Raw genomic sequence first — 16,742 nt, 5'->3', positions numbered from 1 at the left:
GCACAAAAAAACGGGCTTGAGGCCCGTTTTTTCATTTTGGGTATTAACGTTTAACAGAACGTGACATACCAGCAAAACGTTGTTTGAACTTGTCGATACGACCGCCAGTGTCAACGTTCTTTTGCTTACCAGTGTAGAATGGGTGGCAAGCTGAACATACGTCTAGGTAAAGTGTTTCTTTACCAGCAGCTGAACGAGTTTCGATTACGTTACCACATGAACAAGTCGCAACTAAAGTTTCATATTTTGGGTGAATATCGGCGCGCATGGTCGATTACTCCATTAGATTCAAGAAGGTTTAGCTGTCATCGCTATTGATCACTCTCAAATGAGGAAGCAGGAACAAAGTTCATGCAGATCAACACCACAACAGACCATTCTTTTGGCCCACCGAGACGGATACCGTCAGAGCTAAGCACAACAAGTGGGCATTATTATACGTGAAAAAAATTCAATATGCGAATTATTCTTCTGCTTCTGACTCAGCCTCTTTGGCCCACACATTGGCAATAATCCCGCAAACCATCAATTGAATCTGATGAAAAATCATGATCGGCAAAACAATCATGCCCAGTGGCTGGCCAATAAATAGAATTTGTGCCATCGGCACGCCACTGGCCAGGGTTTTTTTAGAACCGCAGAAAAATACCGTCTTCTGGTCAGCGCGACTAAAACCCAGCCAGCGTGGGATATACAGCGACAACAGCATCACCAGGGTCAAAAGCACCGAACAGGCTAGCAATAACAGCAATAATGTACTGAGACTGACTTCATTCCAAAGTCCCGCTACTACGGCGCTACTAAAAGCACCATAGACCACCAGTAAAATTGAGCCTTGATCGAAGACCTTGACGATTTTTGGCATTTTCATCATTTTTGGATAAATCCAGGGACGTAAAATTTGCCCCAAGATAAAAGGTACCAATAACAACAGCGTAATCTGGATAATCGAAGCGGTTGGGTCAAACCCGTGCTCAGATTGACCTAAAATGAAAAATGCGACCAATACCGGGGTGATAAACATGCCGATAATATTGGAAAAAGATGCACTACAGACAGCACCGGCCACATTCCCATGTGCGACGGAAGTAAAAGCAATCGAAGACTGAACGGTAGATGGCAGGAAGCACATAAACAGGAAGCCCCAGTACAGCTCCTGCCCGAGCATTGGCAATAAAATCGGCTTGGCTAGCAAACCTAGAATAGGAAACAAGGCAAAAGTCAGTGCAAAGACCAAAGTATGTAATTTCCAGTGCATGATCCCCTCCATCACCGCTTCGCGGGACAGCTTGGCACCGTGCAGGAAAAATAGAATGGCAATCGCACCTGTCGTGATCCAGCCAAAGACTTCAGCCGCCTGCCCCGAAACTGGCAGCACACTGGCCAGCAAAACCATCACAAACAACAGTATCGTAAACCGATCCAATGCCAAGAACTTAAGCATATCCCTATAATCCCTCAGATTTTATTGTTTGATATAAAAATGCCCGGCTATCTTAACAGATGCCGGGCCCATGCTATGCACTCAGATTGATGTAATATTTTCATCTATACATGAATGCATTTCATATATCTCGCTACGTCACACTTAGTTATTACGTGCATTGTTGTCTTGCTGGATCAGCTCGATCTTGTAGCCATCTGGATCTTCAACAAATGCAATTACAGTCACGCCACCTTTCATTGGGCCAGCTTCACGCACCACATTACCGCCACGCGCTTTAATCTCTTCACACGCCTTGTAAGCATCATCGACTGCAATTGCGATATGACCATAGGCATTACCCAGTTCATAGCTGTCTGTATCCCAGTTATGCGTCAGTTCAAGTACGGTGTGATTCTCTTCATCGCCATAACCGACAAAAGCCAGGGTAAAACGGCCCTCTTCGTAATCACGCTTACGAAGCAAAGTCATGCCCAGTACTTCAGTATAGAACTTGAGAGATTGTTCTAAATTGCCTACACGTAACATGGTATGCAGCATGCGCATATTAATCATCCTTCTGTACAGATTGTTGTTGGTGTTCACCGAGCAATTTTGCCACCCAAACCACCAGAATCAGAATGGGAATTCCAATTAAAGTGGTCATCAGGAAGAAATTCGGATAACCGATATTGGTCACTATAGTACCCGAATATCCGCCTAAAATCTTAGGGGTCAGGGTCATGAGTGAGCTAAAAATCGCATATTGAACTGCGGTAAATGACACACTGGTCAGGCTCGACAAGAATGCAATAAATGCAGCACCCGCAAGTCCGGCAGCCAGATTATCGACAATAATGGCAAAATAAAGCCACTTGTCGCTATAAGGTTTGATGACCTTACCACTGACTTCGATCATGTCGGAACTACTGCCATCTATCACCGCCAAAGGCTGAATATCGACATCCAGATTCTGGCCAGGGATGAGCTGATCATTGACCTGATAAACATGTGTGGTTTGCTGAAGCGCCTGGCTATCTTGCATCAGGACTGCACTGACAATATGTGCGGGTGACTGAATCAGTTGCTGCGCAGGAATCGCGGCAGTAAATACGCCTTCACTTTCTAATTTTGCCTCAAGATTCTGATCATTGATTTGTAAAACAATCTTTTGATTCGGTTGCAGCGCTGCACCGACATATTGACCACGTACCACAATGGTCTTGTCCTGTTCAGCGACATTGAGGGTATTGTCACTGGTGATCGGCAGGATCTGTAACTGGGTGCTGCCCTGTTGTGCAGTCAAATACGGCATGCTGACCTGTACAGGCTGAGTAGCATGATCTGAATTTAGATAGCTGGCTGTCACTTGCAGTTGCTTACTCTGCGCTAAAACATCACTGGGTACATTCAGCTTCCAGTAACCGACTTCATCGGTATCGGCCTGATAAACCTGATTAGCGACCCTAACTTCGACAGCTGCCAGTTTTTCACCAGATTTGACCAGTCCAATAAAAATCAGGTTGGTGGAACAGGCCAGCACGGCACCGACAAACATCAGTTTCATGATGTTCATTTTCTGGGCCAGTAAACCACCGAGAAAACCACCAATTAAAGAGAAAATCACCCCATAGACTTTGACCGCTTCGGCAATCTGCTCTTTACTGAAATTCAGGTCTTGATAGAAGACGTTGGAAATGACCCCGGCGATGATATCGGAAACCCGATAAAAACCGATCAATAACAACAGCACCAATGCCAGTTTTAAGCCATAGCGCCTAAAGAAGTCTGCAACCGGATTAACCCAGGTTTCATAGGCCATCTGCTTGTTGACTGCACCCATTTTAACCAAGCTTGCACCAATGGCAAAGGCAATCGCACCAGAACCAATAAAGCGTAAGGCTTCAAAGCAGAACAAGGCAAAAGTATCTTGAATGGTGAACTGTTCGGTAATACTGGCGACCAGATTGCCTGAATAGATATAGCTCAGTACAAAGCTGATCACTGCGACAAAAAACACTGCGACTAAACGGAAATAATCACTGCGCAGATAATGTTTAGGCACACGGTCAACCTGCGGTTCCCGAATGCAAAGCGTGGTGACAATCCCGACCAGCATTACCGCGGCCATGGCCAGATAGGTCCATTTCCAGGCATCGTAGATATAGTTGCCTTTGGCTGTGCCCAAATAAGCGGCCAGAAACAAGGCGCCAGCACCCGCCACGATCATTCCGATCCGGTAACCGGCATTATAGGTCGCGGCCAAGACGGTCTGCATCTGGGTTTCCGCCAGTTCAATCCGGTAGGCATCAATCACAATATCCTGCGTTGCAGCAGAAAAGCCAAGCAGGACTGCACCCAGCGCCATTTGCTGTAAATGAGTTACGCCCAAAGCCGGATCAGAAAAAGCCATAATGGAAATGGCGCAGACAATCAGAATCTGTGCAATCAGCAACCAGGCTCGACGGCGTCCCAGAGCCTTGGTCAGAAAAGGCACTGGCAGTTCATCAATGAGCGGCGCCCAGACGAATTTAAACGAGTAGCCCAATGCTGCCCAGCTAAAAAAAGTGACTGCACTTTTGCTGATTCCGGCCTCACCTAACCATAAAGACAGACTGGAAAAAATCAGAAGAATCGGGACACCGGCCGAAAATCCCAAGAACAGCATGATCAAGGCACGTCGATCTAAAAATGCTGTAAATGCGGATTTCCAACCCGTCGTTTGTGTTGTCATTGCTTTATTATTTTCCGCGGAAAAACCAATTGCTGCTATTCAATCCTGTAATAGCGCATCTTTCAACAAGATTTATATATTTATCACATTTCCGGTTTTTTATTTTCTGGCAAAAGCCACATGTTCGCTTGAATTTTCCAAGCAAATCTGTATACCTTAACGCTTATCAACGTAATATTTCGTTTTGGATTTCAACAGTGACCCAGAGACTCGATCAAATTAATTCTTCTATCGCCAGCAACAATACGACAACACCAGAAAATATCCGCTCAGATTTACTTATCTCGGCATTTGAACAAAGCGAAATTCATAACACCCTTGAGCATACCCGCTTAAAATCCACCCAACTGACGCACATTCCAAACCTAGAAAAAATTCCGGCGTCGACCAAACGGATCAAGCCCCTGAATAATTTCTTGGGGCAAGACCGCGCACGGGCTTCGGTAGAGGCCGGGATTGCCTTACCTTATTCAGGCTATAATATTTTTGCCGTGGGTACGGCTGGCCTGGGCAAACGCACCATGGTGAAGCGTCTGCTGCAACAGCATGCCAAAACCATGGAAACCCCAAACGACTGGGTCTACGTCAACAACTTTCAAAACCAGCGCCAGCCAATAGCATTGGAGCTGCCTGCCGGTCAGGGTCCAAAATTTCAGGCCATGTTAAACCAAAGCTGGCAAACCATTCTGAAACAGCTTGAACGCCGTTTTACCGCGGAAACCTATCACAACCGCATTGAAATGATTCGTCAGGAAACTGGCGATGAACAGCAACAGGCGCTGATCGAACTCACCAAAGAAGGTGCAGAACTCGATCTGAAACTGATCTCGCGACACGATGAACACTGTTTTGTTCCCGTACATCTGATTGATGACAAATTACAGGAAATGACTCAGGAAGATCTGAATGCGCTGAACAATCAGGATCGGGCCGAATTGGCGACCAATATGCGCTATATGGACAAAAAACTGGAGCGTCTGGGTTTGCATCTGGGTGATCTGGAAGATGATGCACGCGACCGAGTTCAGATTCTGAATCGTGATATTGCCAAACAGGTGGTGGTGCCACGTGTAGAACAGATTTTATCCAAGTTCAAACATGTGCAAGGCTTGGAACATTATCTAAAATATTATGCCGAAGATATTATCAATAATGTCGAAATCGTGCTGGAACAGGAAGAAGATGATTTCACCCCGGCACTATTCAGCCGCGTACCGGCACGTTATCAGGCCAACGTGATTATTACCCACAAGCCGAATAGCGGTGCGCCAGTCATCTTTGAAGATTTTCCAACACATTACAATTTACTCGGCCATGTGGAACAGCTAACCCAAAATGGCACGATCACCACGGACTTCACCCTGATTCGTCCGGGAACGTTGCATAAAGCCAATGGCGGCTTTCTGATGCTGGAAGCGGAACAATTGCTGGAACAGCCTTATGCATGGCAAGGTTTGAAGCGTGCGCTTAAATCCGGGCATTTAAAACTGTCTTCGCTTGAGCATATGATCACGCTGACCGGCAGTATTTCAATTGAACCGGCATCGATTCCATTGAACATTAAAGTGATCTTGCTGGCCGAGCCTGAAATTTATTATGAAATTTTAGAGCTTGAACCGGAGCTGGGCAGCATCTTTAAAATCCGTGCTGATTTTACCGATACATTACAACGTAATGACGACAACGAGCAGGCCTATATGCAGCTGATTGCCGACTATGTGCAATCGGATAAATTATTGCCTTTTGACCGTTCTGCTTTGGCTGCACTGCTCACAGATTCCAGCCGTCAGGCCGAAGACCAAAGTTCATTATCATTGCATGCCCTGACCTTGGGTGACCTGATTCGTGAAGCGCATCATCATGCCTTTCAGGCCGGTGACAAGATGGTCTCGGAAAAACATATCAATACCGCACTCGATCATCGCAAATATCGCTTAGGCTATTTACGTGAGTTGTACTGGCAGGATCTGACCCGTGGTACACAGCTAATCGAAACCCGTGGCCATCGTCTGGGACAGATTAATGCTTTATCGGTAATTCATTATGCCGATGTCGAATTTGGCCTTCCTTCACGCCTGACTGCTTCGGTGTATCAAGGGGGTGGTGACATTCTCGACATTGAGCGCAGTGTGGAACTCGGTGGCTCCTTGCATGCCAAAGGCGTGTTATTGATGTCGTCTTTCCTGAAAGCACATTTTGGTCGTGAACAGACCCTGCACTTCTCTGCGGCGTTGGCCTTTGAACAAAGCTATGGTCAGGTCGATGGTGACAGTGCCACAGTCGCGGAACTTTCGGCCCTGCTCTCGGCGATTAGCCAGTTACCGATTGATCAATCCTGGGCCATTACCGGCTCTATGAACCAGTTGGGACAAGTACAGCCAGTGGGCGGTGTCAATGCCAAAATTGAAGGTTTCTTTGATGCCTGCAAGCTGCAAGGTCTGACCGGCAAACAAGGCGTGATTATTCCACGTCAGAATATGCAGCATCTGATGCTGCGTAAAGATGTCACCATTGCTGTCGAAGAAGGTCAGTTCCATATTCATGCGATTGATACCATTGATCAGGCGCTGGAAATCCTGATGGCGCGTCCGGTCGGCACCTTGGATAAAAAAGGTCGCTATAGCAAAAATTCAATCTATGCCGCGGTGATGGCACAGCTGGATTACTGGCAAGCGATTGAAGATGGTGGTGAGCTGGTCGAATTACCGAAGAAAAAGAAAAAAAAGAAGAAGAAAAAAGACAAGAAGCAAATTGTTGAGCCACACACTGAACTTGAAGCAGGTCATGCAATAGCTCAAAAGGCAAATGCAGCAACAGAAGATTAATCCGGTCGTTGCTCTATCTTTAAAATAGCAATAAAAAAGCGCTTCTCAATGAAGCGCTTTTTTAACATCTGGCTTGATTTAAATCTTAATTTAATTAAGCATCAGCTGCCGGGCTGTACTGTTCAACCAAAGGCTTTAATTCGCCTTTTTGGAACATGTCGAGCATGATATCGCTACCACCGATCAATTCACCATTGATCCAAAGCTGTGGAAATGTCGGCCAGTTGGCGATTTGTGGTAACATCGCACGAATGTCCTGGTTTTCCAGAATGTTTACATAAGCAAACGGACGACCAATTTGACTGAGTGCTTCTACTGCACGTGCAGAAAAACCACATTGTGGAAATTGCGGTGTGCCTTTCATGTAAAGAAGTACTGCGTGTTTTGCAATTTGGTCACGAATTAACGCTTCGGTATCGCGTGCTTGTTCAGTCATTGATAAATCCTCAACTCATCTGTCTGGCATTATACCCAAATCCAGACAAAACAGTATGTCTAAAGCAATAATTCCAATTTTATTTACAATTACCCTTTAAATCTGAGCGGGTTTTTGCTTATATAAGTTTTTCTTTCCACCTAACAGTTAAGAGTTAGTCATGAATAATATTACCCTCGCACCGGTACAAACTGATCAACCTTCTCACTTGATGCCTGTATTTGGCCGTCAACCGATCAGCTTTGTCCGAGGACGAGGTGCATATCTTTATACCGAAGATGGTACAGAGTATTTAGATGCATTAACCGGAATTGCAGTATGTGGTCTGGGTCATGCGCATCCAGTCATTGCCGAAGCAATTGCTGATCAGGCTGCGACCTTGATTCATACCAGCAACCTGTTTGAAGTGCCTTGGCAAACTGCGGCAGCACAAAAACTGGCCGAAGTCGCGGGTATGGAAGAAGTATTCTTCTCCAACAGTGGCGCAGAATCAAATGAGGGTGCAATCAAAATTGCACGTAAATTCGGTCATATGCAAGGCATTGCTTCACCCAAAATTATTGTGGCGGATCGTTCTTTCCATGGCCGTACCATGGCCACCCTTTCTGCAACAGGCAATAAAAAAGTTCAGGAAGGCTTTGGCCCGCTGGTCGAAGGTTTTATTCGTGTACCTTTTGGTGATCTCGAAGCGATTGAAGAGGCAGCGCTTCATCATCCGGATATCGTAGCCATTTTAGTTGAGCCCATTCAGGGTGAAGGTGGTGTAAATACCGCACCTCAAGGTTTCAGCTATCTTGAAGAGATTCGTCAAATCTGTAACCAGCACAACTGGTTGATGATGCTAGACGAAGTGCAAACCGGGAATGGCCGTACGGGCAAATATTTTGCTTATCAGCACACCAGCATTATTCCTGATGTACTGACCACAGCCAAAGGCTTGGGTAATGGTTTCCCGATTGGCGCCGTCATGACTCAAGGTCGTGGTGTAGGTGTACTAACTGCCGGTAATCATGGTTCGACTTATAGTGGTACAGCTTTGGGTTCACGTGTGGTCTACACCATTCTCGATATTATGCAAAAAGAAAATATCGTCGCCAATGCTGCGGAAAAAGGCGCTTATATCGTGGATCAGTTACGCAACAAACTGGCCGATCAAAATGTGAGCGTGCGTGGTTTCGGTCTGATGATCGGAATTGAATTACCGAAAGAATGTACTGAGCTGGTCGCAATTGCACGTGATGAATACAAAACCATCATCAATGTGACTGCCGGTAATGTGGTTCGCCTGTTGCCTACCCTGAACATTACTCAGGAACAGGCTGATCAGCTGATTGAGCGTTTAGTGAAAATGATCAACGCTTTTTTGGCCTAAACCCTGCGCTTAAAAACAAAAAAGCCGCTTGAAAGCGGCTTTTTTATATTCTGTATCTTATGATGCGGCTTGTAAAATACGCCCACCAGAAATCTGGTCAAAATATTGTTTCAATGTATCTAGGCAACGAAGAATTTTTGTCGGTTGTTGCTCACGTTTCGGCATGACTGCATATAGTGTAATCGGTGGAAGTCGCCATTCAGGCAAAACTTCAACCAAAGTGCCATTCAGTAAGTCTTTTTTCGCATCGAGATATAAAATCTTGGCAATCCCATTGCCCTGCAAGCACATCGATTTTGCCACCAGACCATTATTGGTACTGAAACGGGATTTCAATTCAAAATCGGCTTTTTCTGCAGTATTGACATTTTGAAACTGGAAATACTGATGATTTTTGATATGGGTCAAAGGCAGCACATCATGATTTTTAAGATCATCAGGACGTGAAATAATGGTGCTCTGATTAATATAACTCGGTGTCGCCACCAGAATTTGCTCAATCTGCATCAATGGCACCACCTGAAGATTGTGCTCATCATTTTTCTGTTCAAATCTTAAGGCGATATCGATACGCCCATCGAACAAATCAACCTCATGATTATTGGTTTCCAGATGTACTGCCAGGCCACGATGTGCGGACATCCAGTGAGAAAGTGCAGGAATCACATGATTCGCGCACAATTCTGGCAAAGCGACAATGCGCAGTTCACCCACAAGATCATCGCGTAATTCATTGATTCGGACTTTACCGCGCTCTGCAGCAGATAGCATTTCCTGGCAACTGTAGAAAAAAGCTTGTCCCGCTTCCGTCAAACTTAACTTTCTCGTTGAACGATTTAAAAGTACCACTTCCATATCATGTTCTAATGAGCGAATTTGTTGACTCACGGCGCTGGTCGTAATCCCTAATTCACGGGCAGCACCGCTAAACGAGTTTTTTTCTACAACACAAGCAAAAACACCCATTGCTCGAAGTTGATCTAACATAAATTTCCCTCTAAACTTATGAGATGCCTCATCATTTGATAAAAGCAACTTATTGTATTATACGGCGAAATTCACGTTTTGCATTATTTATTTAATTGTTTGGTAAAACTGTAGTTGGATTAATCGGTTTGCCGTCTAAGCGCACCTGAAATTCAAGCATGGTTCGCGTTGTACCAGTTGAACCCATTTCTGCAATTTTTTGCCCCGCTTTTACATTCTGTCCGCTTTTTACATCCAGTTTGCTGTTATGGGCATAAGCCGTAATATAGCCATTAATATGCTTCACCAACACCAGATTGCCATATTCTTTCAGGCCATCTGCAGCATAAACAACCTGCCCGTCTGCTGCTGCAAACACCGGATCACCGACATTGCCGTTATAGCGTGTGCCTTTGATATTAGATGCCAGATTATACTGCTGCAAAACTGGGCCATTAGACGGTTTTACCCAACCTAAACCCGCGGCAGTAGAGACGGGTGTCATTGGCGCCGGCGTGCTCACACGCGGTGTAGTCTGCACGGTGGTCGCTGGTGTAACTGGTGCCGGTGTTGGTACTGCAATCGTTTGACGCTGGATAGGGGCTGCCTGAGTCACTGCCTGCGTGCTGGTACTGCGACGTACGGTATTATTTTTCAGGCGGATCGACTGTCCCACATAAATCCGGTAAGGTGCAGCAATATCATTCATCTCGGCAACACTGATATAGTTCAGTCCATAACGTGCTGCGATCCCACTCAATGTATCTCCTGAACGTACCGTATAGAAATCAGGAGCTGTCGCATAACGCGTCGCATTATTTACTTGAGGTTTGGTGGCACAACCGGTGATTACTCCTGTAGAAATAACAACGGTTGATAAAACTAGGGTTTTAATCAGGGCTGCAGGCGAAGCAACAACACATTTCGGTAACACCAAGAACATTATCTTCCTCTCTAAGATCTATACGGTTGCAAAATCCCGTTAAGATTAGCAAAGTTTTACTGCAATATACTTGCAATCGCGAGTTTTTCACAAAGTTATAACACTGAGAACGCATTTTCTGCCAATTGTGTTTGAAGATTCCGCAAAACCTCATAGTTGGTGGCATCCATCTGAATCGGAGTAATGCTGACATAGCCATTGGCCACAGCAAAGAAGTCCGAGTCAATCTCGCTCAACCCTTGCTTGGGTTCTGCTACTGCTTCTCCAGACAGTCCAATCCAGTACACCTGACGACCACGTGGGTCAACATGACTGGTGATGGGCTTCGACTGACGGCGGCGGCCTTGATAAGTCACTTTTTCACCCTGTAATTCAGCCATATCCGGAATATTGATATTGAAAATATGACGCTCAGGAAGAACCGGCAAACCGCGTGCAATAAAATCATGCACCCAGTTGGCAGCCAGCTGATAATCCTGAGGGTGTTGATAGCTGCGTACATTCGGCCCACTCAATGACACCGCAATAGCAGGATGTTTACTTAAGCGACCTTCAAAGGCTGCCCCGACTGTACCGGAATACAAGACATCATCCCCCAGATTGGCACCACTATTAATACCGCTGACCACCAGATCAAATTCAAAGTCAAACAGGCCGTTCATAGCCAGATAAACACAATCTGCCGGAGTACCATTGACAGCCCAGACATCGGGAGAAATCTGAATCGGGCGTAAAGGTCGGTCCAGAGTCAAAGCACTGGAGTAACCACTGCGCTCACTTTCTGGCGCTACAATAACAATTCTCCCTAAAGGTTTTAGAGCCTGTGCCAATGCCTGAATACCCGGTGCAAACACACCATCATCATTTGAAACTAAAATATTCACTGAAAAATCTCGTCGCGCTAAAAAATGACTGGTTAGGACATTTAATTGTATTAGTGCTGGAATTATATATATTTACTGCTCGACATCCATCTTTAAAATATGTGGCTCAAGATGATTAAAAAATTCTCTTTATTTAGTGCTTTCGCTTTAAGCCTGGCAGTATCTGTCTCTCCTTCAGTTATGGCGAGCGAGCTGACTGTTGACGAAAACAATACCATTGTGAAAGAAGACATCGCATCGGCACAAGTCATGGCTGAGGTTTGCCCGGCTATGATTGGCCAAAATGCAAAATTAGACAGCATTATTCAGACTCTCATCCAGTCTTATCTTGCAGACTACTCAGATAAAGGCATGAGCTATCAAAAACTACAGGCAGATAGCGAATATAAATCTTTACTGGAAGAAGCGCGTCAGGGTGCCAAACAAACCAGTACTGACGAACAAAAAACCGTATGCGAAGAGATTCTGGATTACCAGGGCTAAGCTAGATAAATCTTCAAATAAGACGGTGTAAACATCGTCTTATTTTCTCTTACAGATTTCTTCATAATTCTACAGCTTCGCTACATTTTCCCACTTTTCAATTTCAAAAATAAGTTTAAGCTAGGCAAATTATTGTTCTAAATCTATTTTTTGAGTTTTTTAATGAAATATCCATTACTTCAAGCCATGACACTTTGTGCAGCTTCTGCCGCGACTCTTTTAGGCACCTCTGCATTTGCAGCCAATGAAAATATCAATGTCACACCAACCCAGCAAGTGACCAAGCAGGAACTGGCTGCGATTTATGTTCTTTCAGAAATCTGCCCGAGCATGGTTAAAGACAAGTCACAGTTCAATCAGGGCTATACCAAGCTGGTGACTGAATATATGCCAGGTCAGCGCAATCCGGTTGCAAGCTTAAACCAGATGGTTCAACAGAACGATTTCCGCAGTATTCTGGCTGAAGCACAATCTGATGCCAAGAAAGCTGGCAAGAAAAAAAATCAGGTGATTTGTAATGAATTAACCACCTATAACAATTAACCTGCTTTTCTGCCGATTACTTACAATACTTTTGAAATAAGACCGGGTTTCCCATAGAAGTCCGCCTAGCTTTATCCTAAAATGCTAGGCTCTTCGTGCTTACATCAAGATATAGGAACCCACTAGAAATGACCCAAAAAACTGCCCTTGCTGCATTATTATTAGTTCCTAGTTTTAGCTTTGCAGCAACTGTCCTATCTGCACCACCAGAATTGAATAATAAATCCTACGTGCTAATGGACTATGAGACAGGGCAACTTCTCGCTTCAAAAAATGAAAATGAAAAATTAGCCCCTGCTTCAATGACCAAGATGATGACCAGCTACATCATCGAACAAAAACTATTGAGCGGTGAACTCACTGAAGATGAACAGGTTCGCATGAATGAGTCAGCATGGTGTCGCGGTAGTAGCGCGGAATCATGTATGTATGTGCCTTTAAACGGTACGGCCACTGCACTTGAAATGCTGCGCGGAATTATTATTCAATCGGGTAATGATGCATCTAAGGCCATGGCTGAACATATTGCAGGGAACGAGGGTACCTTTGCACATATGATGAATCAGGAAGCCAAACGTATTGGCATGACCAATACCAGCTTTATCAATTCAACCGGTATGCCTGCTGAAGGTCATTATTCGACTGCCAAAGATATGGCAACGCTGGCACAGCACATCATTAAAGACAGTTCCAAGTATTATCCGATTTATGCTGAAAAAGAATTTACCTTTAATGGCATCAAGCAAGGTAACCGTAATGCCCTGCTGTATACCGACCCAAGTGTAGATGGCTTAAAAACAGGTCATACCAATGAAGCAGGGTATTGCTTGACCACGTCGTCTAAACGTGGCCCTACTCGCTTGATTTCAGTTATTTTTGGTGCACCTACCATGCAGGAACGTGCAACGCAGACACGTGAATTGCTGGCTTGGGGTTATGCGAACTTCGAAACCAAAAATGTTCAACCAGCTAAACAGGTACTTGCTAAAGCCAAAGTCTGGTTTGGTAAGGAAGATGAAGTTCAAATCGGACTTGCTGAAAACTTTAATGTGACCATGCCTAAAGGTCAGGCCAATGCGATTAAAACCCAGCTGGTGGTTCAACCGAAACTGACTGCACCATTACAACCGGGGCAAGTTGTCGGTAAATATGTTGCGACTCTGGATGGTAAAGTCATTTCAGAAAAACCTCTTGTGGCTTTGAATGCAGTGGAAGAAGCGGGTTTCTTCGCGCGTATGCTCGACCATATCAAACAGTTCTTTAGCAACTTGTTCTAAGTCTAAATAGACCATTTCAGTCTTGGACTAAGACCAAAGCACTCATTCAGATGGGTGCTTTTTATTTTATACTATGCACATGATCCTTCATCATTTATCGGACAGATCGTTATGAGCCAAAATATTCGTTCTTATTTAGATATGACCCCACAGATTGATGCTTCCTGTTATGTCGATCCGATGGGAATTGTGGTCGGCGATGTGGTTTTGGCTGAAAATGTCTCTGTCTGGCCTTTTGCCGTAATTCGGGGTGATGTGAATCATATTCGAATTGGTAAAAACTCAAATGTACAAGATCACTCGATGTTGCATGTCAGCCATAAGAAAGCCGATAAGCCTGAAGGTTCGCCTTTAATTATTGGTGAAGATGTCACCATTGGCCATCATGTCAAACTACATGGTTGTACCATTGGCAATCGTGTTTTGGTCGGTATTGGTACGATTATTCTGGATGATGTGATTGTTGAAGATGATGTAATGATTGGTGCAGGTTCGCTTGTTCCACCGAATAAGGTTTTGGAAAGTGGTTATTTGTATGTGGGCAGCCCTGTGAAAAAAGTGCGTCCGCTGACAGATAAAGAAAAAGCATTTTTGCCTTATTCAGCGCAGAATTATGTGAAGGTTTCGGGGAATTACAAGTAAAATAAGAGTTAAAAGCTAAGTTTCGGTTTAAGTCGATGTGTCTAATTCACAACATCGACTTAAATAAAATTGATCAATTCGGCTATTTCAAAGCTTTCTAAATGGGTCAACATTCCTATTCCTGTATTCAAGGAAAGTAAGACCTCCAGCAATAAAAAATAAACAAGATACTCCGAAAAAAAATTTATCATTAAAATTAATCCCCAGACCTATAAGTCCCGCACTTATAAGTGCAAATAAACAGATTAAAAAGCGATAGAAATTTAAAAGCATATAAAAGTCTCAAATAGATAAATTCAAAGCCGCTTATTAAGTAGCTACAAACTCATAAATCAAATTAGAAGAGAATGAATTACGTTAAAATCACATAAATAATACAATAAAAGTTAATTAATTAGTATTTTTTATTATAATTCTTGAAAAGTGTGTTCTATTTGTTATTTTTATTCTCATACTGCTAGGTTACCCAAACCTGTCTGTAAAAAGTTTATCTAACCTGATTTTGATATAAAAAAAGAGTAGAAAAAAAGCCCTAAATTTATAACATGTTGGTTTTAAAGAAAAAATTGTAAAAAAAAGCTTTTCAATGGCCCATATTACCGAATTATTTTGTATATTGGACGATTTTTGCAAAAAATTTAATGAGTCTTTAGAGAAATTTTTAATTTCTGATCAAAAATCTAGGTTGAAAAAGTCAGCCTTAAGCTTGTCTGAAGCAATGACGATTGTCATTTTATTTCATCAATCCGGGTTTAGATTCTTCAAATATTTTTATTGCCAAATGATCGTTCCATTCTGGAAATCCGCTTTTTCTCAACTTCTTAGCTACAACCGCTTTATTGAAAGCATGCCTCGTTGTTTACAAGCTTTGAATAGTTTCTTCCATCAAGTTAAAAGAAAAGATACAAGGATCAGCATTATTGATTCCACTAAATTGGTTGTTTGCCATAATCTTCGAATTCAAAGACATCGTGTATTTAAAGGCTTAGCGGGTCGTGGGAAAAGTAGTACCGGGTGGTTTTATGGTTTTATGGTTTTATGGTTTTATGGTTTTATGGTTTTATGGTTTTATGGTTTTATGGTTTTATGGTTTTATGGTTTTATGGTTTTATGGTTTTATGGTTTTATGGTTTTATGGTTTTAAATTACATCTGATTATCAACAATTTAGGTGAAATTATTAATCCCAAACTTAGATCGGGAAATGTTCACGATGTTGCTGTACTGGAATCTTCAACTCAAGAATTAAAAGGAGTTTTACTCGGAGATAAGGCTATTTGAGCAAAGCTGAAGCTTTAGCAGCCAGAAGACTAAAAATATTGCCCCCATCACGCAGGAATATGAAAAACAAACCCGTTCATACTGAAGAAGAAAAACAATTGCCTTGTAAAAGAGAATTGATTGAAACAGTGAATGATCTGTATTAGCTCAAACCTGAGCTGACAGTTATACATTTTTTTATTGGATCTTTCAGGTTAAATTTGAGCTTTTAATTGATAATTCCCTGCCCCCCACTTCCTTTCTAGTACACTTTTTAAACTCATCCACTTTCTGATAAGCGAAGATCAAAACACATTAATAGCACTGATTCCTACATGGTAGAATCCCATTCATCTTAAAACCTCTAATCACAATCATTTAAACAATCAAAGAAACCCCCTCTCATCATAGCCACACACCACAAAATTTTATACAATAGTGCATCTTTATCCATGGTGCTGTTCTATGACCGCTTGGACTGCTCACGTCACTGTCGCAACCGTCATCGAAAAAGACGGAAAATTCCTGTTTGTCGAAGAACATACAGAAGCTGTGACACACCCAGTATTTAATCAGCCAGCAGGTCATGTGGAATGCGGTGAAACCATTATCGAAGCCGCAATTCGTGAAACCATGGAAGAGACCGGACATACGGTTGAAGTGACCCATCTTTTAGGGATGTATACCTATACCCCGCCCATGTTTCCGGATCGTACTTATTTTCGTTTCTGCTTTTTAGCCAAATCCACTGACTACGACCCAAATGCCGCTTTAGATACGGATATTGTCGGCGCAGTCTGGATGACATTGGACGAACTGAAAGAATCGGCGCGTGCCCGTAGTCCCCTGGTGATTAAAGCCGTGCAAGATGCCCTGTCAGGTCAAAAATACCCTTTATCGCTCATTTACGAGCACCAAAACTCTCCCTTAATTTCAAATTTGGATGCCTAATCCT

Annotated in this window: 15 protein-coding genes and 2 pseudogenes; 9 read left to right on the top strand and 8 right to left on the bottom strand. The window is 43.4% G+C overall.

Features of this window, described 5'->3' with window-relative positions; genetic code table 11:
* Positions 1-43: 43 nt before the first annotated feature.
* From rpmE to FTU95_RS01435, 4 genes are all read right to left on the bottom strand, one after another.
* Positions 44-268 (bottom strand): 50S ribosomal protein L31, encoded by a 225-nt coding sequence (gene rpmE / locus FTU95_RS01450; RefSeq protein WP_005096496.1) that lies wholly within the window; start codon positions 266-268, stop codon positions 44-46.
* A gap of 195 nt (positions 269-463) precedes the next feature.
* Positions 464-1,444, bottom strand: a complete 981-nt coding sequence (locus FTU95_RS01445) for a bile acid:sodium symporter family protein (protein ID WP_180077305.1) — start codon at positions 1,442-1,444, stop codon at positions 464-466.
* Between the two features lie 144 nt (positions 1,445-1,588).
* On the bottom strand, positions 1,589-1,990 hold the full coding sequence (gene gloA / locus FTU95_RS01440; RefSeq protein ID WP_004279741.1) for a lactoylglutathione lyase: 402 nt from the start codon (positions 1,988-1,990) through the stop codon (positions 1,589-1,591).
* Position 1,991: 1 nt separating this feature from the next.
* Positions 1,992-4,157: an MFS transporter gene (locus FTU95_RS01435; RefSeq protein ID WP_180077303.1), complete on the bottom strand. Its 2,166-nt coding sequence runs from the start codon at positions 4,155-4,157 to the stop codon at positions 1,992-1,994.
* Positions 4,158-4,354: 197 nt separating this feature from the next.
* On the opposite strand from FTU95_RS01435, the gene FTU95_RS01430 reads away from it, so the two are divergent.
* Entirely contained in the window at positions 4,355-6,982 is a 2,628-nt protein-coding gene (locus tag FTU95_RS01430) for a Lon protease family protein (protein ID WP_100329816.1), read from the top strand.
* A gap of 94 nt (positions 6,983-7,076) precedes the next feature.
* Here FTU95_RS01430 and grxD read toward each other — a convergent pair whose 3' ends face one another.
* Positions 7,077-7,418 carry a Grx4 family monothiol glutaredoxin gene (gene grxD, locus FTU95_RS01425; RefSeq protein ID WP_004279738.1) on the bottom strand — a complete coding sequence of 114 codons (342 nt, stop codon included), beginning with the start codon at positions 7,416-7,418 and terminating at the stop codon, positions 7,077-7,079.
* Positions 7,419-7,578: 160 nt separating this feature from the next.
* Here grxD and FTU95_RS01420 point away from each other — a divergent pair, with 160 nt between their 5' ends.
* The gene (locus FTU95_RS01420; RefSeq protein WP_005171669.1) at positions 7,579-8,790 is read left to right on the top strand and encodes an aspartate aminotransferase family protein; all 1,212 of its coding nucleotides are present in this window, start codon (positions 7,579-7,581) and stop codon (positions 8,788-8,790) included.
* Between the two features lie 57 nt (positions 8,791-8,847).
* Here FTU95_RS01420 and FTU95_RS01415 read toward each other — a convergent pair whose 3' ends face one another.
* The 3 genes from FTU95_RS01415 to surE all read right to left on the bottom strand — a co-directional run bounded on the left by FTU95_RS01415 (position 8,848) and on the right by surE (position 11,583).
* Positions 8,848-9,777 carry a LysR family transcriptional regulator gene (locus tag FTU95_RS01415; RefSeq protein ID WP_005096486.1) on the bottom strand — a complete coding sequence of 310 codons (930 nt, stop codon included), beginning with the start codon at positions 9,775-9,777 and terminating at the stop codon, positions 8,848-8,850.
* A gap of 91 nt (positions 9,778-9,868) precedes the next feature.
* Complete coding sequence (locus FTU95_RS01410) at positions 9,869-10,699, bottom strand: peptidoglycan DD-metalloendopeptidase family protein (protein ID WP_005171673.1); 831 nt, start codon at positions 10,697-10,699, stop codon at positions 9,869-9,871.
* A gap of 95 nt (positions 10,700-10,794) precedes the next feature.
* Positions 10,795-11,583, bottom strand: a complete 789-nt coding sequence (gene surE, locus FTU95_RS01405; protein WP_005096484.1) for a 5'/3'-nucleotidase SurE — start codon at positions 11,581-11,583, stop codon at positions 10,795-10,797.
* Positions 11,584-11,694: 111 nt separating this feature from the next.
* On the opposite strand from surE, the gene FTU95_RS01400 reads away from it, so the two are divergent.
* The 7 genes and pseudogenes from FTU95_RS01400 to FTU95_RS01370 all read left to right on the top strand — a co-directional run bounded on the left by FTU95_RS01400 (position 11,695) and on the right by FTU95_RS01370 (position 16,738).
* Positions 11,695-12,066, top strand: coding sequence for an MCR_0457 family protein (locus tag FTU95_RS01400; RefSeq protein ID WP_005096482.1), 372 nt, complete (start codon positions 11,695-11,697; stop codon positions 12,064-12,066).
* Positions 12,067-12,228: 162 nt separating this feature from the next.
* Complete coding sequence (locus tag FTU95_RS01395) at positions 12,229-12,609, top strand: MCR_0457 family protein (protein ID WP_005096480.1); 381 nt, start codon at positions 12,229-12,231, stop codon at positions 12,607-12,609.
* Positions 12,610-12,737: 128 nt separating this feature from the next.
* Entirely contained in the window at positions 12,738-13,886 is a 1,149-nt protein-coding gene (gene dacC / locus FTU95_RS01390) for a D-alanyl-D-alanine carboxypeptidase PBP5/6 (protein ID WP_005096478.1), read from the top strand.
* Between the two features lie 111 nt (positions 13,887-13,997).
* Positions 13,998-14,528, top strand: a complete 531-nt coding sequence (locus FTU95_RS01385) for a gamma carbonic anhydrase family protein (protein ID WP_005096476.1) — start codon at positions 13,998-14,000, stop codon at positions 14,526-14,528.
* Positions 14,529-15,114: 586 nt separating this feature from the next.
* Positions 15,115-15,546: pseudogene (locus tag FTU95_RS01380) on the top strand (transposase); the annotation flags it as partial.
* 109 nt (positions 15,547-15,655) lie between these two features.
* A pseudogene (locus FTU95_RS01375) lies at positions 15,656-15,945 on the top strand (transposase); the annotation flags it as partial.
* Positions 15,946-16,252: 307 nt separating this feature from the next.
* Complete coding sequence (locus tag FTU95_RS01370; protein WP_100328733.1) at positions 16,253-16,738, top strand: NUDIX hydrolase; 486 nt, start codon at positions 16,253-16,255, stop codon at positions 16,736-16,738.
* Positions 16,739-16,742 lie beyond the last annotated feature (4 nt).

Source organism: Acinetobacter sp. YH12208 (genome assembly GCF_013418055.1).
Taxonomy (GTDB): domain Bacteria; phylum Pseudomonadota; class Gammaproteobacteria; order Pseudomonadales; family Moraxellaceae; genus Acinetobacter; species Acinetobacter pseudolwoffii.
This window is presented reverse-complemented; position numbering and strand designations above follow the sequence as displayed.